General features: G+C 43.5%; 23 protein-coding genes and 2 pseudogenes. 22 read left to right on the plus strand and 3 right to left on the minus strand.

From position 1 onward, the window contains the following. The 8 genes and pseudogenes from QTN95_RS08365 to QTN95_RS08400 all read left to right on the plus strand — a co-directional run. A pseudogene (locus tag QTN95_RS08365) lies at positions 1-138 on the plus strand (IS4 family transposase); the annotation flags it as partial. 147 nt (positions 139-285) lie between these two features. Then, positions 286-1,548, plus strand: a complete 1,263-nt coding sequence (locus QTN95_RS08370; RefSeq protein ID WP_331417135.1) for an imelysin family protein — start codon at positions 286-288, stop codon at positions 1,546-1,548. 122 nt (positions 1,549-1,670) lie between these two features. Continuing rightward, entirely contained in the window at positions 1,671-3,065 is a 1,395-nt protein-coding gene (locus QTN95_RS08375; protein ID WP_331417136.1) for a di-heme oxidoreductase family protein, read from the plus strand. Positions 3,066-3,074: 9 nt separating this feature from the next. Further along, positions 3,075-4,106 carry an imelysin family protein gene (locus QTN95_RS08380; RefSeq protein ID WP_331417137.1) on the plus strand — a complete coding sequence of 344 codons (1,032 nt, stop codon included), beginning with the start codon at positions 3,075-3,077 and terminating at the stop codon, positions 4,104-4,106. Next, the gene (locus QTN95_RS08385) at positions 4,096-5,175 is read left to right on the plus strand and encodes a DUF1513 domain-containing protein (protein ID WP_331417138.1); all 1,080 of its coding nucleotides are present in this window, start codon (positions 4,096-4,098) and stop codon (positions 5,173-5,175) included. The genes QTN95_RS08380 and QTN95_RS08385 overlap by 11 nt, the downstream gene beginning before the upstream one ends. 102 nt (positions 5,176-5,277) lie before the next feature. Further along, a complete protein-coding gene (locus QTN95_RS08390; protein WP_331417139.1) occupies positions 5,278-6,831 on the plus strand; it encodes a L,D-transpeptidase family protein in 1,554 nt (517 codons plus the stop codon). 184 nt (positions 6,832-7,015) lie between these two features. Beyond that, complete coding sequence (locus tag QTN95_RS08395) at positions 7,016-7,558, plus strand: DUF882 domain-containing protein (protein ID WP_331417140.1); 543 nt, start codon at positions 7,016-7,018, stop codon at positions 7,556-7,558. 89 nt (positions 7,559-7,647) lie between these two features. Beyond that, positions 7,648-8,304, plus strand: coding sequence for an MBL fold metallo-hydrolase (locus tag QTN95_RS08400; protein WP_331417141.1), 657 nt, complete (start codon positions 7,648-7,650; stop codon positions 8,302-8,304). A 69-nt stretch (positions 8,305-8,373) separates the two neighbouring features. Here the strand turns inward: QTN95_RS08400 and QTN95_RS08405 are convergent, their stop codons facing one another. Next, on the minus strand, positions 8,374-9,042 hold the full coding sequence (locus QTN95_RS08405) for a DUF2982 domain-containing protein (protein WP_331417142.1): 669 nt from the start codon (positions 9,040-9,042) through the stop codon (positions 8,374-8,376). Positions 9,043-9,261: 219 nt separating this feature from the next. Here QTN95_RS08405 and QTN95_RS08410 point away from each other — a divergent pair, with 219 nt between their 5' ends. The 10 genes from QTN95_RS08410 to QTN95_RS08460 all read left to right on the plus strand — a co-directional run bounded on the left by QTN95_RS08410 (position 9,262) and on the right by QTN95_RS08460 (position 18,565). Further along, the gene (locus tag QTN95_RS08410; RefSeq protein WP_138971333.1) at positions 9,262-9,639 is read left to right on the plus strand and encodes a MarR family transcriptional regulator; all 378 of its coding nucleotides are present in this window, start codon (positions 9,262-9,264) and stop codon (positions 9,637-9,639) included. A gap of 396 nt (positions 9,640-10,035) precedes the next feature. Then, on the plus strand, positions 10,036-11,124 hold the full coding sequence (locus tag QTN95_RS08415; protein WP_331417143.1) for a TRAP transporter substrate-binding protein: 1,089 nt from the start codon (positions 10,036-10,038) through the stop codon (positions 11,122-11,124). Positions 11,125-11,239: 115 nt separating this feature from the next. Next, entirely contained in the window at positions 11,240-11,773 is a 534-nt protein-coding gene (locus QTN95_RS08420) for a TRAP transporter small permease subunit (RefSeq protein WP_138971335.1), read from the plus strand. A gap of 12 nt (positions 11,774-11,785) precedes the next feature. Next, the gene (locus QTN95_RS08425) at positions 11,786-13,069 is read left to right on the plus strand and encodes a TRAP transporter large permease (RefSeq protein ID WP_331417144.1); all 1,284 of its coding nucleotides are present in this window, start codon (positions 11,786-11,788) and stop codon (positions 13,067-13,069) included. 92 nt (positions 13,070-13,161) lie between these two features. Then, positions 13,162-14,523 carry a cache domain-containing protein gene (locus tag QTN95_RS08430; protein WP_138971337.1) on the plus strand — a complete coding sequence of 454 codons (1,362 nt, stop codon included), beginning with the start codon at positions 13,162-13,164 and terminating at the stop codon, positions 14,521-14,523. Next, positions 14,516-15,154, plus strand: a complete 639-nt coding sequence (locus QTN95_RS08435) for a response regulator (protein WP_138971338.1) — start codon at positions 14,516-14,518, stop codon at positions 15,152-15,154. The genes QTN95_RS08430 and QTN95_RS08435 overlap by 8 nt, the downstream gene beginning before the upstream one ends. A gap of 53 nt (positions 15,155-15,207) precedes the next feature. Continuing rightward, positions 15,208-15,402: a DOPA 4,5-dioxygenase family protein gene (locus QTN95_RS08440; RefSeq protein WP_138971339.1), complete on the plus strand. Its 195-nt coding sequence runs from the start codon at positions 15,208-15,210 to the stop codon at positions 15,400-15,402. Between the two features lie 91 nt (positions 15,403-15,493). Further along, positions 15,494-16,096, plus strand: a complete 603-nt coding sequence (locus QTN95_RS08445) for a 2OG-Fe(II) oxygenase (protein WP_331417145.1) — start codon at positions 15,494-15,496, stop codon at positions 16,094-16,096. A gap of 353 nt (positions 16,097-16,449) precedes the next feature. Continuing rightward, positions 16,450-16,674 carry a hypothetical protein gene (locus tag QTN95_RS08455; protein WP_331417146.1) on the plus strand — a complete coding sequence of 75 codons (225 nt, stop codon included), beginning with the start codon at positions 16,450-16,452 and terminating at the stop codon, positions 16,672-16,674. A gap of 472 nt (positions 16,675-17,146) precedes the next feature. Further along, on the plus strand, positions 17,147-18,565 hold the full coding sequence (locus QTN95_RS08460; RefSeq protein ID WP_331417147.1) for a basic amino acid/polyamine antiporter: 1,419 nt from the start codon (positions 17,147-17,149) through the stop codon (positions 18,563-18,565). 54 nt (positions 18,566-18,619) lie between these two features. Here QTN95_RS08460 and rarD read toward each other — a convergent pair. Then, positions 18,620-19,489: pseudogene (gene rarD, locus QTN95_RS08465) on the minus strand (EamA family transporter RarD); the annotation flags it as partial. A gap of 345 nt (positions 19,490-19,834) precedes the next feature. On the opposite strand from rarD, the gene QTN95_RS08470 reads away from it, so the two are divergent. Further along, positions 19,835-20,191 carry a PilZ domain-containing protein gene (locus tag QTN95_RS08470; protein WP_331417148.1) on the plus strand — a complete coding sequence of 119 codons (357 nt, stop codon included), beginning with the start codon at positions 19,835-19,837 and terminating at the stop codon, positions 20,189-20,191. A 136-nt stretch (positions 20,192-20,327) separates the two neighbouring features. Here the strand turns inward: QTN95_RS08470 and QTN95_RS21250 are convergent, their stop codons facing one another. Continuing rightward, on the minus strand, positions 20,328-20,534 hold the full coding sequence (locus QTN95_RS21250; RefSeq protein WP_138971344.1) for a helix-turn-helix domain-containing protein: 207 nt from the start codon (positions 20,532-20,534) through the stop codon (positions 20,328-20,330). Between the two features lie 717 nt (positions 20,535-21,251). Between QTN95_RS21250 and QTN95_RS08475 the strand changes: the two genes are divergently transcribed. From QTN95_RS08475 to QTN95_RS08485, 3 genes are all read left to right on the plus strand, one after another. Continuing rightward, on the plus strand, positions 21,252-21,527 hold the full coding sequence (locus QTN95_RS08475) for a hypothetical protein (RefSeq protein WP_331417149.1): 276 nt from the start codon (positions 21,252-21,254) through the stop codon (positions 21,525-21,527). 373 nt (positions 21,528-21,900) lie between these two features. Then, positions 21,901-22,596, plus strand: a complete 696-nt coding sequence (locus QTN95_RS08480; protein ID WP_331417150.1) for a response regulator transcription factor — start codon at positions 21,901-21,903, stop codon at positions 22,594-22,596. Positions 22,597-22,984: 388 nt separating this feature from the next. Next, the gene (locus tag QTN95_RS08485; RefSeq protein WP_331417151.1) at positions 22,985-23,353 is read left to right on the plus strand and encodes a response regulator; all 369 of its coding nucleotides are present in this window, start codon (positions 22,985-22,987) and stop codon (positions 23,351-23,353) included. Positions 23,354-23,471: the final 118 nt, after the last annotated feature.

Genomic DNA, 23,471 nt, shown 5'->3' on the forward strand with positions numbered 1-23,471 from the left:
TCGATCCCCAAAAAGTTAAGGGCGATGCGAGAGCGAGTGAAGCGCTACATTCTGCCAGAGCGAAAAAAACGGCCCAAATCAAGGACCGTTCGTATGAATAAGACTCGCTATCCAGTTCGTTCCAAACACGTTAAGTGATAGGAGTTATCACTTCTGTGAGGCTTTTTTGTTTGCTACTTGCAAAAAAATTGTAACTTTGTATTATTCGCACCTAGTAGTGCAAATGATAATAATTAGCACTAGCAATGAACAATGATTATTAAGCTCAACAAGGATGCTTTTCAAATGAATGTAAAATCTCTATTGGCTCAATCAGTCGCAGCGTCGTTACTGATGGCAAGTGGCTCAGTATTCGCAGCAAATGTAACCAAAGAACGAGTTGTTGAGCACTATGCTGACGTTGCTCATGCTGTGTTTGCCGATTCACTGACTACAGCGAAATCGCTAAAGAAGTCGATCGAAGTCTTTCTGGCTAACCCAACGGCCGAAAAATTCCAGCAAGTAAAACAAGCTTGGCTTGAGTCTCGCGTTCCATACCAACAGTCTGAAGTTTTCCGTTTTGGTAACGCTGTTGTCGATGATTGGGAAGGTCAGCTAAATGCGTGGCCGCTGGATGAGGGTCTCATTGACTACGTATCATCTGAATACCAATACGAACTGGGTAATGAAGGCGCAAATGCCAACATCGTTGCTAATAAGCAACTAACGATCGGTGCAACAACGTTAGATGTAGCGAAAATTACACCAGAGCTGATTGCTGATCTAAACGAAGTCGGTGGTTCGGAAGCGAACGTCGCATCTGGTTACCATGCGATTGAGTTCCTTCTTTGGGGGCAAGATTTAAACGGAACTAATGCAGGAGCAGGTGCGCGTGCATACACAGATTTTGTGATCGGTGAAAACTGTACCAACGGCAACTGTGACCGTCGTGGTGACTATCTAAAAGCCGCCGCTGAGTTACTCGTTCAGGACTTAGAGTGGATGGAAAATCAGTGGTCAGCGGATGTTAAAGGCAACTACCGTGAAGAGTTGATCAACGATTCCGCAGACAAAGGGTTGCGTAAAATGTTGTTTGGTATGGGGTCACTTTCTCTTGGCGAATTGGCTGGTGAGCGTATGAAAGTTGCTCTAGAAGCCAACTCAACGGAAGATGAGCACGACTGTTTCTCGGACAATACGCACAATTCACACTACTACAATGAGCAAGGTATCTACAACGTCTACACTGGCACATACCAGCGTCAAGACGGTTCATTGTTAGCTGGTCCTAGTATTCACGAACTTGTTGCTCAGAAAGACAAACAGGCAGCCAAAGAGATTCAAAAGCAATTTGATGTCACTCGTGCACAAGTTGGTCAGTTAGTGACTTCTGCTGAAAAGAACAACCAGTTCTTTGACCAGTTGATTGCTTCTGGTAACACGCAAGGTAACGCATTGGTCAATGAAACCATCATGTCGCTAGTGACGCAGACAGCTCAAATTGAACGAGCGGCAAAAATTGTCGGTATCACGAGTTTGAATCCAGACACCGCAGATCACGAGTTTTAATCGCTCGATGACTTAAACCGAAGGGCTCATTAGAGCCCTTTTGCCGTTTTTTATTTAATGTGTTTTTGAGAATTATTCCCATTTAATTTGTGCGGTTATAGCGCCTTATGAGAGCTATCAGAATGAAGTTGTACTTGAAACCAGTTTTAACCTGTTTGCTAATGCTTAGCACTTCCATGTCATCCTTTGCTTATGATGCCACGTCGGGAGGTAAAACAACGGTCGAGAAAGAAGGCCCCAATGCTTTTTCACTGCCAGCGGGCAATTTGCCTATGTCAAAACGTCTGGACTTTAGTGTCGGAAACAGTTTTTTCCGTAACCCTTGGGTTCAGGCTCCAGCGTCTACCGATGCACGTGATGGGTTAGGGCCGCTGTTTAATACAAATGGTTGCCAAAACTGTCACATTAAAGATGGGCGAGGTCATCCGCCGGAGGCCAATGATCTTCACGCGGTCTCGATGTTGGTGCGATTAAGTATTCCGCCAATGACTGCTGAGCAGAAAAAGGCGTATATCAAAGATGGCACAATTCCTGAGCCAACTTATGGTGGTCAACTACAAGACTTTGCTCTGCAAGATCAAACGGTGGAAGGCCAAGTCAAAATTACATACCAAGAGGTTCCGGTGACTTTTGCTGACGGAACACGCGTGTCACTGCGCAAACCGAATTTATCGATTGTTGAGTTGGGTTACGGAGAGATGCACCCACAAACGCAAATGTCTGCTCGTGTTGCGCCGCCAATGATAGGTCTTGGATTGCTAGAAAGTATTCCTGCTGCAACACTAAAAGCATGGGCAGATGAGCAAGACAAGGACGGAGATGGTATCTCAGGAAAACTGAATATCGTCTGGGACGTTCGTGGCAATGATTTTGCTATCGGTCGATTTGGCTGGAAAGCGGGACAGCCGAACTTAATGCAGCAGAATGCTGCGGCTTTTAACGGCGACGTGGGCCTAACTAGCTCGCTATTTCCAAATGAGAACTGTACTGCTAAGCAGACACTTTGTCGCGAGTTACCTAACGGTGGTTCACCTGAGGTCAGTGATAACATTCTTGATTTCGTAGAGTTCTATTCACAGCACTTAGCGGTCCCAGCAAGACGTAATATCAACAAGCCGGAAGTTAAATTAGGGCAACAATTGTTTGCAAAAGTGGGTTGTGAAAGCTGTCATAAAACCAATGTAAAGACGGCAACACGCGAAGAACTGCCATCGTTGTCTAACCAAACCATTCACCCATACACTGACATGTTACTGCATGATATGGGGCCAGGGCTTGCTGACAATCGCCCAGAATATCTGGCGAATGGGCAGGAGTGGAGAACACAACCTCTATGGGGTATTGGCTATACCAAAGAAGTCAATGGCCACACTTATTTTCTGCATGACGGACGTGCACGTAACCTGATGGAAGCAGTACTGTGGCATGGCGGAGAAGCTGAAGCCGCAAAACAGAAGGTGTTGCAGTTTAATCAGACAGAACGAGATGCACTGATTGCATTTCTTAACTCGCTATAGGAATTACCGATGAACTATACCAAGCTTGTTTTAGCCTCATCATTTTCGTTGTCAGTCTTGGGTTGCCAAAGTATTGGAAATGATGCAAATCAGCCTCAACTGACTGATCACTATAGTCAGGCCGTTTATCAAGTCGAGTTTATGTCTGCGCAGAAGTTTAGAACAGAGTCCGATAAGCTCACTGACTCAATATCAAGCTATTGTGCTTCGACCACAGATATTGAAGCAGTCAAATCTCAGTGGCATCAGACTATGCTGAGTTGGATGGCGCTCCAAGGACAAGAGCGCGGCCCAGAAGCTGCTTTGGCCCAAAGCTGGAACGTACAGTTTTGGCCCGACAAAAAAAATACCACTGGGCTTAAAATGAGCGCATTGATTAAGCAGCCTAATACTTGGTCAGCGCAAGCGATTGCGCTTCAGAGTGTTACCGTTCAGGGACTAGGTTCAGTCGAATGGTTATTGTTTGATCAAGCCTCAGATTTGACGGGGAATCCTCGAACTTGTCAGACCGCGACGTCGATTGCAGAAAATCTTCAAAGTAATGCCAATAAAATTGCTGACGCATGGACGTTGAACCCATGGGTTGAGCTTAACGAGCAGCAATGGCAATCAGAGTATATTGCGCTGCTGTCTAACCAGCTCGAATACAGCATGAAAAAAATGAGCCGCCCGCTGGCGAATTTTGGTCAACCTCGCCCATATTTTTCAGAGTCTTGGCGCTCTAAAACATCGATGCAAAACCTTCGTGCCAATATAGTAGCGATAGAAAAACTCTATTTTTCCGAGGGTAATGGACTGGATGCCATACTGCGTCAGCAAGACAAATCGGATCTTGCCGATCGAGTGGCTAATCAGTTTGCAATGACCATTGAGACTTGGCCAACGGACATGAGCTTGTTCGATATGTTGCAAACCAAGCAAGGCTACCAAAACGCCTACTCTCAATACAATAAACTAGAGCAATTGCAATATCTGATTCATGAAGAAGTCGCGATTGAACTAGGCGTAATTATAGGATTTAACGCAACTGATGGTGACTGATAGTACTCGTCGTAAATTGCTAAAGGCGGCTCTATTTGCAGCGGCTTGTCCTCTTGTTGGATGTGTTTCTACCAAACCGAAAATGAAGCAACCCTCTCTGGTTGGGTGCGCAATTGCAGGTCGAGATCGTTACAGTGCAGTGGTTGCAGATTCATATGGTATGCCAATCCACTCAGTATCTCTCCCGCAAAGAGGGCACGGTGTCGCCACTTTAGCGCAACTGAATCACGCCGTGGCCTTTGGACGTCGGCCAGGGACCTACTTTCAGGTGTTTGACTTTCTGACCGGTGATGTGATCAAACTGAGAGCCGCGGACAGCAACCGTCATTATTACGGACATGGTGTTTACTCAAATGACGGGCAGTGGTTATATGCCACTGAAGGTGAGCGTGGGACCAGCCGAGGCATTATTGGTATTTATGATGTTGCTGCAGGTTACAAAAAAATCGCTGAGTTTAGCGGGTTTGGCGTCGGCCCTCATGAAGTGATCGTGATGCCAAATGATATCTTGGTTATCGGTGTCGGCGGGGTGCACACTAATGGGCGTGAGCCGCTCAACTTGGCTACAATGATGCCGAGTCTGAGTTACTTAAGTCACAATGGCGAGCTTATTGAGCAAGTGGGACTGAGCGACCACAAACTCAGTATCCGACATTTGGCCCACGATGGTTCAGACACGGTACTGTGTGGGCAGCAGTACCGAGGTGAGCCGGATGAATATCCTTCGCTGTTGGCTATGCATCAAGTGGGAGGAGAGCTTGTGCCCTTACAAGCAGAGCCTGAGCAGTGGGCTCGCTTTGATCATTACATTGCGAGTATCGCGGCAACGCAAGAGTGGATTTTAGCGACTTCTCCTCGCGGCAACTGCTACGGCATCTGGTCGAAAGAGACGCACCAGCTTGTTGAGTTGGCTCCACTGCCTGATGCCTCTGGAGTCGTCGTTGAAAGTGATCAGTTTAAAGTGAGCTCAGGTAGCGGTGGTGTGATTAGCCAGTCAGCGCCAGGCGCTAAGGAGATCGTTCAATCTGGCGTGCAGTGGGACAACCATTGGGCGAAACTGAGCGGCTAATTTCTGAAAAACTTAGACACTCCCGTCAGTCTTAAAAACAAGTCATACCGAGCGCTTTCATCTCTGCCATACTTTACCTAAACGTATGGCAGGGATGTGACAATGCGAAGATGGGCTTATTGGTTGATATTATTGTGTCTGACTCCTTCAGCGGTACTATCTGCCCCTTATTTTAATCAGATAGGATGGTTGAAGTCGGACAGTCAACTGCATCGATTGTTGCAATACCCTGCTGTGGTTGAAGATATTTACCGCAATAACAACAATCAGATGATCTGGTTCGATCTGCAACAAAGTAGCAAGTTAGAGTTTCAGCTAGAAGTCATCGATCTCGCTGGCTTTAGCGCGTTATTTTCCCGTCAGCTAAGCTATTTGCAGTTTTACCGCAAGAGTAATCGCTGGTATGAGTATGACTTACTTGCGACCGATACCTTACTGCTTTACATGAGTTATGCCGAAGTGGCGAAGACTCGTGGGCAAGACTGGTTCTTTGAACGCAAAATGACGCAACCTCTGCCTCTTCCTCCCAACAGTGCACTAATTGCTACCCACAGAGCGATTGGGCAGCAGCAACTGGGTGAGCTGATCGAAGCGTATACTCCTGACTCTTCAGGCTATCAGGATCTCGTTGACACTTACCTGCATATGGTCAAATACCAAAAAATCGATACGCCAGTGTATCGACAGTCAGGTTTGGTTAAGGTTGGAGATAAGCTGGACAATCGGGATGTACTGCTTCAACGGCTAGAAATAGTCGACGTTAACCTCTTGGATGTACGCAAGGATGTCAGTTGGTATGACCGTTCACTAGAAAACGCGGTGAAAGAGTTTCAGCGACTACATGGCTTAAAGGCAGATGGCATAATTGGCCCAGAAACCATTAAGTGGATTAACTTACCGATCGAGAAGCGGCTAGCCATTTTAGCGATTAACGCTGAGCGCATTCGTTACTGGCCAGCAGAACGTGACACGATTATCGTGGTCAATGTGCCGAGCTTCCAAATGAAATACTGGAATTCGGGACAAACGGTATTCGAATCAAAAGTTGTGGTGGGTAAAAAGGCTCGTCCAACACCATTAATGATGACGAAGTTAGATTCCTTGATTCTCAATCCTACCTGGAATGTCCCTTGGAAAATCATGGTGGAAGATATTATCCCGAAAGTGCAGCAGGATAGGGACTATCTCGTCAATCATAATATCCAGATTATTCCCAAATGGGGCTCACAAGAAGTGATAGACCCAGACGATATTGACTGGGAAAACCTCAAGCCAGAGAAGTTTCCTTATCGTATGACGCAGCTTTCAGGGCGCGCTAACGCGTTAGGCCTTTATAAATTTAATACGCCTAATCGACGAGCTATATATCTGCATGATACACCAAGTAAAAACCTGTTTGCTGAAACACAACGAGCGTTTAGCTCAGGATGTATTCGAGTTGAGAACGCTGATGTGTTTGCGGATACCTTACTGCAAACACAGGGTTTAGTGATGGATGAACAAGCTCAACAGACACCGAGACCCAATCAGTCGATCCCTCTCAAAAATCGTATACCAGTCCATATTATTTACCAAACGGCATGGTATGAGGAAGGCAATGTCCACTACAGGGAAGACATTTACCGCCTCGACAGATTTAGTTACACAAAGGGATAAACTTGCCCAAACCTTTTCCTAGGTAATCCGAAACTATTTTTATCAATAGGTTCAACAATTAAGCAAAAAGATCGTGCTCAAGTGCCACCTTGAGCACGTTTTATGCATTTGCACTTCACAACAGAGTTAGGTAGTGTCACCAGTCGACACGTTAGAGCAACAATTATTGTGAAGGTATTTGAAAGTGGCATTATCCCGACGAGATTTTATTAAACTGGCCGGAAGTGGTTTGGTAGTAGCGAGTTGTATTCCTAGTATCGCATTGGCGAAATACCCAGATCAACCTCGAACTCTTGCACTGACAAACCTCCATACACGAGAAGCGCTTGAAACATGTTACTTTGATGGTACCCGTTACGTTTCACGAGAACTTAACCGACTGAATCACCTTTGCCGCGATTTTAGACGTGACGAAGTCTATCCAATGGATAAGAAACTGTTCGATCACATTAGCTTGATTCAGAAAGCGCTAAGTGTCGACGCAGAAGTTCAGATTATCTCAGGCTACCGCTCTCCAGCGACGAATGAATCATTGCGCGGTAAGTCAAAGGGTGTGGCAAAGAAGAGCTATCATATGCTTGGTCAAGCGATAGATTTTCGTCTTGACGGTGTCAGTCTGAAGCGCGTGCGAGACGTTTCTAGAGAGCTACAACTTGGTGGCGTGGGTTACTATCCAAGTAGTAATTTTGTTCATATTGATACTGGTCCAGTTCGCTATTGGTCATAGCTTTATCACTAGGGCGTGGGTCGAGTGTTGTCAAAGCGCTTGGCAAATGTCATAGTTCAGCGAGTTAAGACGTTTATTAAGGTTTATTTATGTCACTTAAGTATCAAGTCGTTCCTGTCACTTCATTTTCTCAAAACTGCTCCATTGTTTGGTGTGACCAAACAATGGAAGGTATTGTTGTTGATCCAGGCGGCGACGTGAAACAGCTCGCGATGCTAATCAAAGAACTTGGTGTCAAAGTGGTTAACCTTGTTTTGACCCACGGTCACTTAGATCATGTTGGCGGTACAGAACCGTTGGCTGATGAGCTAGGCGGTGTAGAAATCGTTGGTCCGCATAAAGATGATAACTTTTGGCTACAAGGCCTTGAAGGCCAGAGCCAAATGTTTGGTTTCCCTTTGACTCATGCGTTTGAGCCAAATCAATGGCTTAATGACGGCGATAAAATTGTCTTTGGTCAACAGGTTATGAATGTCATTCACACTCCAGGACACACTCCTGGCCATGTTGTGCTTTACAGCGAAGAAGCGAAACTGGCTTTTGTTGGTGATGTTCTGTTCAATGGTTCTGTGGGGCGCACCGATTTCCCGAAAGGGGATTTTGATACCCTAATTAACTCGATTAAGAGCAAGCTATGGCCACTAGGTAACGATGTGCGCTTTGTCCCTGGTCATGGGCCAGAGTCAACGTTTGGTCGTGAACGCGCTTCGAATCCATTCGTTGCGGATGAAATGCCTCTTTACTAACGGCATACACAGAAAAGGTCGCTTATGCGACCTTTTTAATGGGCAGGAGATTTCCGACTAGCCATTCCATCACTCCTCAGGATCGGCAGCGGCTAAATAACGTCGAGCAAGGCCGACAAAGTCTTTGGCATCTCTATCGAGGTCATTTGCTGAGATAAAAATATCGTAATCGAAATACTCACGCTGATATCTCATTCGATTAGCTAACATCGCTTGCAATCCCTTAAATTCCTTACCACTTGAGTTTCGATAAGATTGTGAGTCTAAAACGATCTCTTCAAAACGTTCACTTTGATGATGCTGGCGAGCGCCCAGATAGAGCAGGGCGCGTTGACTGAGCAGAATTTCAGTCGCTATTCGCGGGCATATGCTCTCTAAGTAAGGGGAGTAGTTTTTAATCTTAATTCCAATCCAAGGAAGAGGCTGTTGCCATCCCTCCTGATCATAATGGCAGATACCTATCTTTTGAATGTTGTTCCACTTGAGTACCCAGCCACCTTTAAACAGGTGTTGCTGAAAGTGACTGGCTGTCAGGGTAAATTGAACGGTACTTTTTAGCACTAACAAGTAGCCGAATCCGAGCAGACAAAGAATCGCAATCACGGTTAAAACGGCTTGTTGCCATCCTGGCGCATAGAGCATAAGAAACAGGCAGCCGATTAAAAAAAGTCCGACTAACCAGCGACTCGTAATCGGTGAAATGAGGAAAGGGTGATTGGTTAAGTGTACCGTTTGCATATTCCACAACCCGTAAGTGTAATACCTCTGTTTATATACTCAGTAGTGACAAATTTGATCACTGGAGAGACTGATTAAATTGTAGTCTGATCCAAGTATATCGCGCATTTTTGTGGCATAAAACCACCCATGCTCTGTAAATGGGTGCAAAATTTTGGTATAAATCGCGCTTCAAATTTTCACCACTGCTCCGTATGCAGTGAAATGGAGAGATACTCGATGAGACTTGCTCACAAACGCAAAGTGCAGGCAAAACTGCAAAAACGCATCAAAGCGACAGTTGCAAATGTACAAGCAACAAAGAAAGCTAAGCCTGCAGTTGAGAAGAAAGTAGCTGTAAAACCAGCAGCGGAGAAAGTAGTCGTTGCTGCAACAGCAACAACTGATGTTGCGCTTACTCCAAAGCAGCAACAAGTTCTAGAAATCGTTGTTAGCAACGCAGAAGGCATCAACCCTAAAGGTATCGGTCTGGCAGCAGGTCAAGACGATGCTAAAGCAGCATCTTGGGCAACGGGTGCGCTGAAGAAACTATTAGAAGAAAATCTAGTAGTCAAAGAGCAACTAGCGGGCAACAAAGTTATTTATAAAGCAGTTTAATTGCCGCTGGAAAAATCACTGCAAGCCTAAGTGCTTTGCTGATTAATGTGTATTAGCCTCGACTTATGTCGGGGCTTTTTCATATCTAGTGGTAATTTTATCTGTCCAAGTCACACTTTTTATCAATATATTTATTTTCTATCGCGTACGACTTACTAAGTATATCCTCACAGTGCTGAGTCGATGCCTTAATTTAATACTATGTTTTTAAAGGTATTTATTTGTTTATGGACTTTTGGTTACGTATTAATACGTAATTCTTTAGTCGAATTTTACGTGTCGCTGTTAAATTTTATCAGTGTTCTCGCTGATTTTATCTTGTTAATAGATGACTCAATCTATAAGTGAAACAAAAGGTACCTAGATGGGTATGACCGTTAAACAAAGGACGTGAACATGAGTCTTATTAAACAATCTCTAAAAAGAGTATTAAAAGTGACGGCGATGGCAGCAGCTCTCGCGGTTATGTCGACTTCAGTATCCGCAGCTGAAAAAGTTTATCGCTTAAAGCTTGCTGAAACTTGGGGACCAAATTTCCCAGTGTTTGGTGACGCAACAAAGAATATGGCGGCAATGGCTGAGAAAATGTCTAATGGCCGTTTGCAAATTCGTATCGACTCAGCGAACAAACACAAAGCGCCGTTAGGTATTTTCGATATGGTTAAGTCTGGTCAATATGACATGGGTCACTCAGGCTCTTACTACTGGAAAGGCAAAGTACCTAACACTCTTTACTTCACTTCTATGCCTTTCGGTATGACACCAGCAGAGCAGTACGCGTGGTTCTACCATGGTGGTGGTATGGAACTGATGGATAAAGTCTATTCCCCTCACAACTTACTCTCGTTCCCTGGTGGTAACACTGATATTCAGATGGGCGGCTGGTTCCAGAAAGAGATCAATTCAGTCGAAGATTTGCAAGGTCTTAAAATGCGTATCCCAGGTTTTGCTGGTGAAATCTTAGCTGAATTGGGCGCAAAACCAACCAACATCGCACCTGGTGAACTGTACACGTCGCTTGAACGTCGTACGATTGATGCGTTGGAATGGGTTGGACCTTCACTAGACCTACGTATGGGCTTCCACAAAATTGCACCTTACTACTACACGGGTTGGCATGAGCCAGGTTCAGAACTTCAATTCCTAGTGAACAAACGTGTATGGGACGGATTGCCAGAAGATCTACAAGAAATCCTACGTGTGGCTATGCGTACAGCGGCTTACGATATGTACACGCAAGCAACGCACGAAAGTGGCAAAAACTGGGTTTCTATCAAGTCTGAATATCCTGATGTTCAGGTTAAAGACTTCCCACCTGAGGTAATGAATGCACTGCATGAAGCGAATGACCGTCTACTGGCTAAGCATGCTGAGTCTGACGATCTTGCGAAAGAGATTCAGAAGTCTCAAGCAGATTACCTAAAACAAGTTCGTTCGTGGACAGATATTTCACACCGTGCTTACCTGAACAGCCAAGCACAATAATAATTAGAATTGCCATGCGTGACGGTGTCACGCATAGTGCTAAGCCCAAGAAAAACCTCTAATAAACGCCATGCCAATCAGCATGGCGTACATTCAAAATTCCATGGAGTAGGGAATGAGAAGCCTAATTTATATCGAGCGAGTATTTAATCGCTTTGGTGACTTCCTCGGATGGTTATCAAGTATATTGTTCATTTTGTTATTGGCTAACGTCGTGTATGACGTAGTAATGCGCTATGCCTTTAATGATGTTTCAATTGCCTTTCAGGAAATGGAATGGCATCTATTCTCAGCGGTTTTCCTACTCGGCATTCCTTATGCCATTAAAGCGGGTGGCCATGTTCGAGTAGACCTGTTCTATGAGCGCTTGTCTCATAAAGCTCAGTCAATCATCGATATGCTTGGAACACTCTTTTTCTTACTACCATTTTGTATCCTTGTTACTTACTACGGTATCGACTTCGCCAAAGAGAGTTACGCACTGGGAGAAACATCGGGCGATCCGGGTGGCTTACCTTACCGCTGGATTATCAAGGCTATGATTCCATTGTCTTTTTTGTTCATGGCTATTAGCGGTATTGGTCTATTTCTTCATTCATTAAACAAGATCGTTAACCCGCATCTAATCTACGCAGAAAAACAGAAGTAAGGAGACAGGAAAATGGTTGGTATTGTAATGTTTTTTGTTGCCTTGTTTGCTCTGCTACTTGGCTTCCCTGTCGCGTTTACCTTTGGTGGTATCGCTCTTATCTTTGGTGTTTGGGCTGAAGGTTGGGATATGTTTGCCTTTATGCCTTACCGCGTTCAGTCGATAATGGAAAATACGGTTCTGATGGCCGTTCCGCTGTTTGTTTTTATGGGCTTGGTTCTGCAAAAAACACGTCTAGCAGAACAGTTACTTGAGTCCATGGGCAAACTGTTCGGTGGGGTACGTGGTGGTATTGCGATTTCTACCGTTTTGGTTGGTGCCTTACTTGCTGCGTCTACTGGTGTGGTGGGTGCTTCCGTGGTGGCAATGGGCTTAATCTCTCTCCCTGTTATGCTCAAGTACAATTACGACAAAGGGTTAGCGTGTGGCACCATCTGTGCGTCTGGTACTTTAGGACAAATCATTCCGCCATCTATCGTATTGATTCTATTGGGTGATGTGCTCGGTGTCCCTGTAGGCGACTTGTTTCAAGCAGCGGTTTGGCCTGGTCTCGCCCTCGTAGGTGCGTACGTGGTTTATATCTTGATTTACGCCAAGTTAAATCCAGAAGCGGCTCAACCGATTCCGAGTGATGGTGATATCAGCCGAAAAGAGGAAGTCATTAAAGCGTTGAAAGCGGTTGTTCCGCCGCTCGCTCTAATCGTTGTCGTGTTAGGTTCAATTTTTGCTGGCATCGCGACACCAACAGAGTCTGCGGCGCTAGGTGGTGCGGGTGCTATCGTACTGGCTCTACTATACCGCCAGTTCAGTTGGTCTATGGTCTACGAAGCGTCAAAAGAGACGGTGAAAGTGACGGCGATGGTATTTGCGATCTTGTTGGGTGCGACTGCATTCTCTATGGCATTTACTTACACTGGCGGTGACTATTTAGTCGAAGAGTGGATGCTGCAATTACCTGGAGAGAAGTGGGGCTTCCTCATCATTACCATGCTGGTTATTTTGATCCTCGGCTTCTTTATCGACTTCGTAGAAATCTGTTTCATTATCGTACCGATTCTTGCGCCTGTTGCAGAAATCCTTGGCATCAATATGACTTGGTTTGCGATTCTGATTGCGATGAACTTACAGACATCCTTCTTGACGCCACCCTTTGGTTTCAGTCTGTTTTATCTCAAAGGCGTTGCGCCAAAAGGAGTGACGACAAGAGATATCTATCGCGGTGTAATGCCATTCATCGGCATACAAATCGCGGTATTGATAACCCTACTTATCTTCCCACAATTTTACGGAATGTGATCATTTAATTACAGTTAGTCTACAACTCCTGTTAAAGTTAGGTTGCTTGCCCACTAGGGTAAGCAACCTATGTTGTTTTAAAGGGGAAGGGAATGCCTCTACAAGCCAAGCTGATTGTACTCAGCTTATTGCCACTACTCCTAGTTACGGCTTTGACCAGTTGGATCTCCATTCATCAAGCAAAAACATTGGGTGAGAAAGAGATCCAAATATTTGAAGATGGACTGATTCGTTCAAAAGAAACGGCACTTAAAGACAAAGTGGACTTGGCGTTTGACGCGATTTCGCACATCTACAATGATGAAGAGTTGCCAGAAGAAGCAGCGAAACAACAGGTTAAAGAAGTCTTGACTAAGCTTCGCTACGGTAAAGATAAAGACGGTTATTTCTTTGCCTACGACGAAAGCGGTACCAATCTTGTTCATCCTGTTATGCCAGACCTCGTTGGACAAAATCTATTGCATATTCGAGATAAGAATGGCGACTACCTGATTAAAGCGCTGTTGGCTGAAGCACAGAATGGTGGCGGCTTTCATCAATATTTGTGGCAAAAACCTTCAACAGGGGAAAATGTCACCAAGTTAAGCTATGCCGCATGGTTAGATAAATGGAATTGGATGGTCGGCACTGGGCTTTATATCGAAGATATCACCTATGAAGTCGCCAATCTGAAATCTGAAGTTAACCGCAATATAGAGACGACCTTTTTCTCAGTAATTGTGATTGTGGTGGTTACCGTGGGTGTCATTGTGGTGATTACCTTGGCGGTTAATCTGCATGAACACAAACTGGCTGATAGAAGCTTAAAACAGCTAGCGCACCAAACAGTGATGTTCCAAGAGGATGAGAAGAAACATTTAGCTCGGGAGTTGCATGATGGCATCAATCAGCTTCTGGTATCGAGCAAATGCCATTTGGAGTTGCTGGCAAGCAAAATTGACGATGCCGCATTGCAGCAACACCTTCAAAAGTCTCAGCAGTCGCTGACCACAGCAATTAATGAAGTTCGCCATATTTCTCACAACTTGCGTCCTAGCGCCCTTGATGATATTGGTTTGGAAGCCGCACTTAATAGTTTGTTGCTCGATTTTAAATCACACTCTGGCGTCGAAATCGAAGCGTCACTATCGACTCAACCTGGTAAGTTACAATCCGATGCTGCAACGACGTTATACCGTGTGGCTCAGGAGTCACTGACTAATATAGAAAAACATTCACATGCCAATAATGTCAGTGTGATACTGCAGCAAATGGGCAATATGTTGCAACTGATTATCCGTGATGATGGCGTTGGCTTTGATGTCGGAAGCGCCCTTAGGAAAAGCGGTATCGGGCTGAGAAATATGCGCGAAAGGGTTGAATTTATTGGCGGTGACTTCGAAGTAGAAAGTGAGCCGGGGTTCGGAACGGAAATAACTGTGTTACTGGAATTGGACGGATTAGTTTATGGATAAACCGATAAAAGTGGTGATTGTCGATGATCACCAAGTTGTTTTAGATGGATTTATCGCTCGTTTAGAAACTGAAGATGATATTGAGGTGGTTGGTTCTGCCAGCAACGGTGTGGAAGCGATAACAGTGGTCAAAGCTTTAATGCCCGACGTTGTATTGATGGACGTGAGTATGCCATTGATGAATGGGATTGATGCGACAGCTCTAATCAAAGAAGAGATGCCTGATGTAAAGGTGTTAATGCTCACAATGCATGACAATCGTGAGTACATAATGAAAGTGATGCAGGTGGGAGCTGTCGGTTATATGCTCAAGGAAATCTGTGCACGTCGTATGGTTCAAGCGATTAAAACAGTCTATCAAGGATCGACCTACTTTTGTGAATCAGTAACTCAGACCTTGTTTTCTCAACAAGTGATTCCGAGTAGTAAGAAACCCAATCCACTTAGCCGACGTGAAGAGGCGATTTTGAAGTTGGTGGCGGAAGGCAAGAGCAGTAAGGAAATTGCCTCTTTGTTGAACATTAGTTATCGAACAGTGGAAACCCATCGTCAGAATATAAAGCATAAGCTTGACCTGCATAGTACGGCGGAGCTGGCTAAGTACGCTTTTGAGAAGGGTATTGTTGCCTGATTTGTAATGAACGTAAGTATGCGCGACTGTGGCGAAGTGCAGTGTTAAGGTAAATGTCGATTTTTTCGGTAAGTTTTACCGATAAAGACTTCAACAACCTCATTCCTTGGTTAGATCAACAACGCAACGGTCACTCAATCTTAATACATGGTGTGACGGGCGATGACTTAAAAGATCACACCGATTATGCCGACTGGCTAGGCGATGCGATTGATCTGAATCTTACGATTTTTGCTCTCGACAAATAGGGCTTGTCTATTCGGTAAATAACCTGAGTTGTTCCAATGGCGCCGCTTGTGTAAAAGCGTTGACTTATTTCATCATTGGGCAGAATTGGCAATGGAGCAACTCATCGATGCGTTGTTTACGCACGGTTATTATGTATGGGACGATTTTTTAAATGAAGATGAAGTTGCACAGTTAAGGGAATGTATTCCAGCAGATTGGAAAAACGCTCGAATTGGACGTAACGAAGAAAGGGCACTAAAACGTAAGATTCGTAGCGACAAAATTCAGTGGTTACAGCCTACAATGGGATTTCCAGTCGAATGTTACCTAGCGAAAATGGAGCAGATTCGGCTTGAAGCCAATCGCTACTTCTTCTTAGGTCTTTTCGAATATGAAGCACATTTCGCGAAATACGAAAAAGGCGATTTTTATCAAAAGCACTTAGACAGTTTTAATGGTAATGAAAACCGTCGACTAACGACGGTTTTTTACATGAATGAATCTTGGAGCGAACAAGACGCTGGTGAGTTGGTGGTGTACGATCTGGATGATAATAAGCTCGCTCAGATATCACCAAAGTCAGGACGCTTGCTGGTCTTTTTCTCTGAACAGTTTCCGCATGAAGTGTTGCCTACAAACGCGGATCGTTACAGTATTGCTGGATGGTTCCGCGTTAACGGGGTGAAAGACAACTTGCTCGATATTGCCCGTTAATCCTCTAAAAACAGAAGTGACAATTGTCTGCTGTTAACCCATGAACACCTTGTCGACTCGCAAGGTGTTCTTCGCCTTGTTTCCGTCCCATCGTATACCCCTCATCGCGCCACCTTCAACAACAAGTGCTCTCATAATGTCCTCAACTCAAAACGATCGATAACCGGAGTCTAACCAGCTGTAGCACGGGAGGATAATGGATGGTCTATATCGTTGTGATAGCTTCAATCTATCAAGGTGTAGCAATACATTATGCGACTTTAAGTTGCGCCTGTTTTTTTATACAGTATTTTCTTGACGTAGTGAATTGAGTACCTATACTGTTTATAAATACAGTTGTATAGGAGGCTAGTATGTTGTCAGAAACCATCGAACGCGTTAACCGCCTACGTCAACAGGCTTTGTGTGATCCAAAATTCATTCAATCAGCCAAAGCACATGAAAAGGCGCTCAAAGCTCAAGAGCAGCAGAATAGTGCTGCGAAAAAACTCAAATCTAAAGTGAGAAGAGACAAGAGTCTCGCTGAGATCTATCATCAAACTGAGTTTGGTCAGCGCTCTGATAGCTCGACACACTAACTAAACGCCGAAGCAGCCTAACTGGCTGCTTTTTTGCGCAAAAAAATGGCCGCTTTACAGCGACCGCACAAACAGGAAGTAATGGATATAATAGGTAAGTAATGCGCATTCAGCCATTGATACCTTTATTGAGTCTAGTCCATGATCTTAGTTTGGCGAGTTGTCGTTCTATAAATTGCGTCAATTTCTGATTGGGGCATTGATTCTCCTTCTGAATTTCAATGGTTCCAATACTGGATTTACTATATTTTTCAGGCTATATATCTGCAGTGTAGTTATGAATCCGACGATTATTGTTGTTAAGTTGCATTTATTTGGACTAATTCACTACTATTGATTCCAACCATTGATCGATGACAATGAAAGGTGAGATTTGTTTGCTATGTATGCGATATGCCTCACATCAGGTCTGCCTATTCAAAGTTAATCGTCGTAAAATCCCTTCCTTCTGATTGCGTCCCGTGGAAACAACATGGATAACAAACTTGGCTTGAGCTCCCTGACCGCCATCGTCATCGGTTCGATGATTGGAGCTGGTGTGTTTAGCTTGCCACAAAATATGGCTTCGGTAGCTAGCCCTGCTGCTGTAATGATTGGCTGGACAATCACTGGCGTGGGTATGATCTTTCTTGCGCTCTCTTTCCAAACGCTTGCCTCACATCGACCAAATGTCGACAGCGGTGTTTTTGGCTACGCAAAAGCGGGATTTGGGGATTTTGTTGGTTTTTGCTCAGCATGGGGCTACTGGCTAAGCGCAATGTTGGCCAACGTCTCTTATCTGGTTATCGTATTCAGCACTCTGGGGATGCTATTTGATACTCCGGATAACGTTATTTTTGGTCAAGGCAACACGGTAATTTCGATTATTGGTGCATCTTGCTTGCTGTGGATGGTGCATGCGCTGGTGTTGCGCGGCGTCCAAACTGCCGCATTGATTAATATGGTGACAACGTACGCAAAACTGGTCCCGCTGATGGCGTTTATTGTCTGTGCGATGCTTGCCTTTAGTTGGAACACTTTCACTCTTGATTTTACCGGCGTTCATTTTGGTGAGGAGCACAGTCTGTGGTCGCAAGTGAAGAGTACGATGCTAGTGACGGTGTGGGTGTTTATCGGCATTGAAGGCGCTGTTGTCGTCTCAGGTAGAGCTCGAAACAGAAAGGATATCGGGCGAGCGACGATTCTAGGGCTGCTTACCGCGTTAGCAATCTATGTATTCGTCACCTTACTTTCAATGGGTGTGGTAAAGCCGGTTGAACTGGCTCAATATCAAAACCCATCTATGGCGCGAGTATTGACGGTCATTTTAGGTCCATGGGGACAATACATCATCAGTATTGGGTTACTGATCTCCGTGTGTGGCGCATTTCTTAGCTGGACAGTTCTTGCGTCTGAAGCGCCTTATCTATGCGCTAAGGAGAAGATGTTTCCTAAAAGTTATGCGCGACTGAACGAAGCGGGGAGTCCGGTTAAGCCGCTGACCTTAACGAATATCTGGATTCAGGTTTCCCTAATCTTTGTCATGTTCGCTGGTAGTACTTACGACACCTTGCTGATTATCGCTTCAGAGATGATTTTGGTACCGTATTTCTTAGTTGGAGCGTTTGTCCTAAAAATAGCCATTGAAGAGAAGAATCGAGGCAGCCTACTTTTTATCGGTCTCGGTGCATCTGTTTACGGACTATGGCTGTTGTACGCGTCTGGTCTCAACTATTTATTGTTGTCCGCAATACTCTATCTGCCCGGACTGTATTTCTACATCAAGGCCAAAAGCGAACAAGGCGTGAATCCATTCGCAGGAAAGGAAAAGCTTGGAGCAAGCATGCTTGGAGTAACAGCGCTGTTCTCGATGGCTCTTCTGTGGCAAGGCAGCCTTAGTCTCGGATTTTGACACTTTCCCCCGCGTTATTGCGGGGGATTTTTTTATCGGCTCTTGGCTGCCATAGCGGTATCGTGCGCTTTCCAGCACAGTGAATGCTAAACCCACCCAAATAAGCCCAAAGCTGATGAGTTTTACTTCATCGAAGAGTTCACCAAATAGATAAACGGCAAGAAGAAACTGGATAGATGGTTCGATATATTGCATCAAGCCAATTGTTGTTAAAGAGGTCAGTCGTATAGCGATCGAATAGAAGACCAAAGGGAGTAGCGTTGCTGGAGCTGAACCAAGATACAGCATAAGAGTCATCGTATCTGAGTGAAGGGATACGGCCCCAAAAGTAATCTCTTTAACCAGCATGTAGATCGCTGCGATAGGCAGTAAAACCAAGGCTTCGACAAACAGACTCGTAGCCCAATCGAAACCGATTTGCTTTTTCAGCCAGCCGTAGAGTGAGAAAAACACAGCGATCGAAATGGCAACAAGGGGGATCTCACCATAATGAATGATTTGATAAATAAGCCCAATGCATGCCAACAGGAGCGCGACTTTTTTGCCTAGTGACAGGCATTCGCCAAGCAAAATTACCCCAAGCGCCATTGTTACAATCGGACTGATGAAAAAGCCCAGACTTGATTCCATCACTCTTTCATTAGTTAACGCCCAAGTGAACGCAAGCCACGAACAAGACATAACAATAGCGGCAGCAAAGGTATATACGAGAGAGCGTTTATCTAACCAGATAGCGGTTAAATTAGGTAAGTGTTTGTTAGACATGAGGACGATGAGCACGCCGAGAGGAACAGAGGCGATCAACCGTATCGCCAGTAACTCATCGCTCGCAGCGTTGGGTAGGTATTGATAGTACAAAGGCAACAACCCCCATACTACGAAAGAGAAGGCTGCCATTCCGTTGCCTAGACGATGGTCAGACATAATGACCTCATGACAATGAATCGTTAGAAAAATCTATTACCTCTAAGCTAGAGTGTAAAGAAATTAGTCACTCAGTGAGTAATGTTTGGAGCATTGTTCTGTTGTCATACAAGGCTGGTAGAACAATAAGTAATAAAAATGTTAAATTTCAGAGGTGTGGTCAGCAAGACACTCAACTGCCGACTGAGAAACGGGGATTCGCTCTCAGTAGAAAGAGAACAACGGCAATAGGTCTGTAGATGTAAGTCCTTGTATGTTAGATTATTATCACCTTAAGTACTGACTAAATAGGAAGTACTATAATGAATGTATATAGCTGGATGCTGAGTTGTAGGGAGCAAGAGCATGAAGGACTTAGATCAGAAACGGAAATATTACCGTTTAAAATACCCAAAGCGTGCAAGGCCGTTTGTAAAGTTCGCAGATGAAATGTTTCAAGTCACAGAGGTGTCCGAGGGTGGGATAAGAATGGTTATGAACAACTTCACCTCTATGTACAAGGGCTTAGCCGTCAAAGGTGTTCTGAACCTCCATGATGAAAACTCTGTGGACATTGAGGGAGCGGTACTGCGTTTTGACAACGACGAAGTGATAATTCAACTTCGTGTTGGCCCAACCTTCAAAATTATGGTTGATGAACAGCGTCATATTAAAAATAAATATCCAGTCTTCTTCGCACGTTTAAGAGAACGAGTTGCGTAACATCAGCGGCATGACTTTTCTCTCTTTTAAGTGATCACACCCAGTTTAATCATCAATCCAGCCATACTGAACCTTGCAACAAACGTTCTCCTATTCAAACCGACCATCTATAGTTCAAGGCGTTAACAAGATGGAATTATCTGTTCTCGCAGTGAATCGTCATAGAGATCAATAGCGTGTCATATATTTTAATTAAGGTGCTCAACTTCGGACTGGATTGCCCGTTTTCAATTCTACAAATATGAGAAGGGGAAGTATTACACAGTTGAGCCAAGTCATCTTGAGTCATTCCAAGGAGCTGTCTCTTATTTCTTATAGTACTAATTAGTTCTTGTTCATTCATAATTTATCAAACTATGTGTCGAGTTGCTCAATATCGATATGCTGAGTGATCTTGTCTTCTTTCTCAACAATAGTCTCAAACTAGACAATGGAAACTGAGATTCTTAGCCCACTAGCCACTGTTGATTCCTATTTGAAACACAATTAATTATTTTTGCTAAATCTGATTTTACTATTTTAGCTTGAACAAACTAACAATTTATAGATGCTTGGTTTTCTAATCTCAATTTTACGATGTTTCTGGGTAGATTGAAATATTCCGACAATTTTCTAATAAATTCAATATTTTGACTTAAATTCTTTATGGCAATAGAGGGGTATCTAGTTGTTGTTACTATGTTGATACAAAATAACAAAGGCCTTTGGTAATATTGTGTCAAAATTACCTAATATGATAAGACGGCCCAATGAAACTTAACTTTCGAAATCTATCCATTAAAACAGAGTTAATCAGTCTGTTTTTACTAGTATTTCTGACCATTTCACTACTATTTTCCATGTATTGTCAGTATGTAGTGAGTTCAAAGAAAGCAACGCTAGTCACCAGCATTCACTTGATTCGATTAAAAAATATATGGGAAGGATGTTATCGCAACATACAATATCAGATTGATGTTCTTGAAAGCCTCTGCGAGGGATATCGATGAAGCGGACTATACAGATAGAATAGACCGATGGTATGAGAGTAGTCTGAACAATCTTACTGACATTTCTGGTGATGCTGATCAACCTAATTGGTGTTTCTGTAACCGAACTGTCTTGCACCGCACAAGAAGTTAATAACAACGCGAATTATGGGCAAAAAGCATCTGATGATGCGAAAAGCCAAGTCGTCATTGATCAGGTTGGTATGGATAGATCAAGAGAGATCACTAAGATGATTTCTTTATCAATCAACAAAGCGGCGGAACTGGTTTTGGAGCTAAAGAAGAGCTCTTGTAACATTAGCCAGGTCATCGAAGTGATTAATAACATCTCGGAGCAAACGAATTAAATGTCACTCTTCTCCTTAATATATGCAACGTGTGTAATGAAATAACCTATATCTTAGGTAAGATAAGTCTGAAAATCATGTGTTACTGATACATAATTGTACGCCTTTGTTACAATAAAGACATTAAAAGGTAAACGGGTATTTTGTAAGAAAATACTTAAATAAATTGTTGCCTAAGAGTGTATGTTGAATGGTTTAATCTTTGTTTGGTCAAAGTTGTAAACATTCAATGGCCGATAGTTCTGATTGATGGTTTATAGATAACTTTTAATTGGATAGATTTAAGGCGTCTTCCTTCCGATTTTATTAATCGTAAGGCCTCTTAGTAAAATTAAGACAGTGGTGCTACTTGCATTTCGATAGGGGAAGAGTCTTGAAACGAATCCTATTATTAGAAGATGACCTTTTTACTTCTAGGCTAATAAAAGGAGCATTGGAAAAGGTTGGATTTATAGTTGTACAATCATTTGATGTTTCCTCTGCTTTTCATGCTGCGGTGGGGAATCATTTTGATCTTGCTATTTTTGATGTTCAGTTACCTTCTGGGTCAAGTTTGGATTCATTTTCTCGGTTAACGAAAATACTCGATTGTCCGGTAATCGTCTATACAGCTAAACAAAGTACCAGAATCGAATTAAAAAGCTTTGAGATGGGGGCATCTGATTTTTTATTAAAGCAGAGAGGCGTAGATATCCTGATAAGTCGAGTTAAGCGACTTGTCAATATGGAAGATACTGAGCACTTTAAGGCTTATCACGATGAAGCCGATACTCCTTGTTTTGAAATTAATAAGGATCAGCGTACGTTCGAATATAACGGTACTGTATTGGAGTTGACAAAAAATGAAGCCAATATTTTGTTCTTTATTTTGTCACAGGATAACTTCTTTGCTGACCGGGAAGAATTAAGTTATTCAACAAAAGGGCATGGCTATGATGGTTGGAGTCGGGCGCTCGATCTCGCAATTAGTCGCCTGAGAAAGAAAATCAGTCAACAAACCTGCGGCAAAGTAGAGCTACAGTCAGTCAGAGGCAAGGGATACAAAGTGAATTTCAATAGATCAAAATAAATAGTGAAAAGGCCTAATGAAATACCGATGCGAAGAGCTAACCTACTTAATTGACAACGTCTGCTTTGGTGATAAAGCGGACGCAATGAAACTCATCCAAAGTTTAAGAGAAGAGATTTTAAAGTTGGGGCGATGCTGCTCGTTTGGCAACTCATCGTTTGTGCTCATTGATGACATGAGCCGTAGAAAACATAAGTTGGTTGGTAGTTCAGGTTTGTTGGGGCTGTACTCACTTTCCAGCCATCTAAGACAAATGGTCTTTATCGACAAAAAATATGAATACAACTATCTGATAATAATGAGTTCGCTGAGATTTTCAATTAATTATCTAGATGAGCTTATTTTCTATCTTCGCCGAGAGATCATCTGAATACATATGTAATCTATCATGAATCTTCAAGATATAAACGTCCTAATTGCGGAGGATTATCCTCTCAATGCTATTGTGCTAATCAAGATGTTGACACATCTTGGCGCGAAATTTATGCATTTTGAGGATGGAGAAAGCCTCGTATTGCACTATCGAAATAACCGTAACTACGATCTGATTTTTATGGATCTAGAAATGCCTTATCTAAATGGATTTGAAGCCAGCGATTTGATTAGAGAGTTTGATGTCGATATTCCTATCATCGCATGCAGTGCACATTGTTACGATGATATAAAAAATGAACTCAATAATAGTCAAATGAATGGTTGCTTGAAGAAACCTTATACCATCGGAGAATTGGTTGACGTCATTGTTAGGGTTTGCTGATTGCTTATAGATAGGTATTAAATTCGAACTGAACTATTTTGGATGTTTTTAATATCCAAGATGAACTGTTTTTATCAAATGAATGGAACGGTTGTTGGTGTTTAATATGGATATGTTG

It is taken from the genome of Vibrio sp. M260112 (assembly GCF_036533775.1).
Lineage (GTDB): Bacteria > Pseudomonadota > Gammaproteobacteria > Enterobacterales > Vibrionaceae > Vibrio.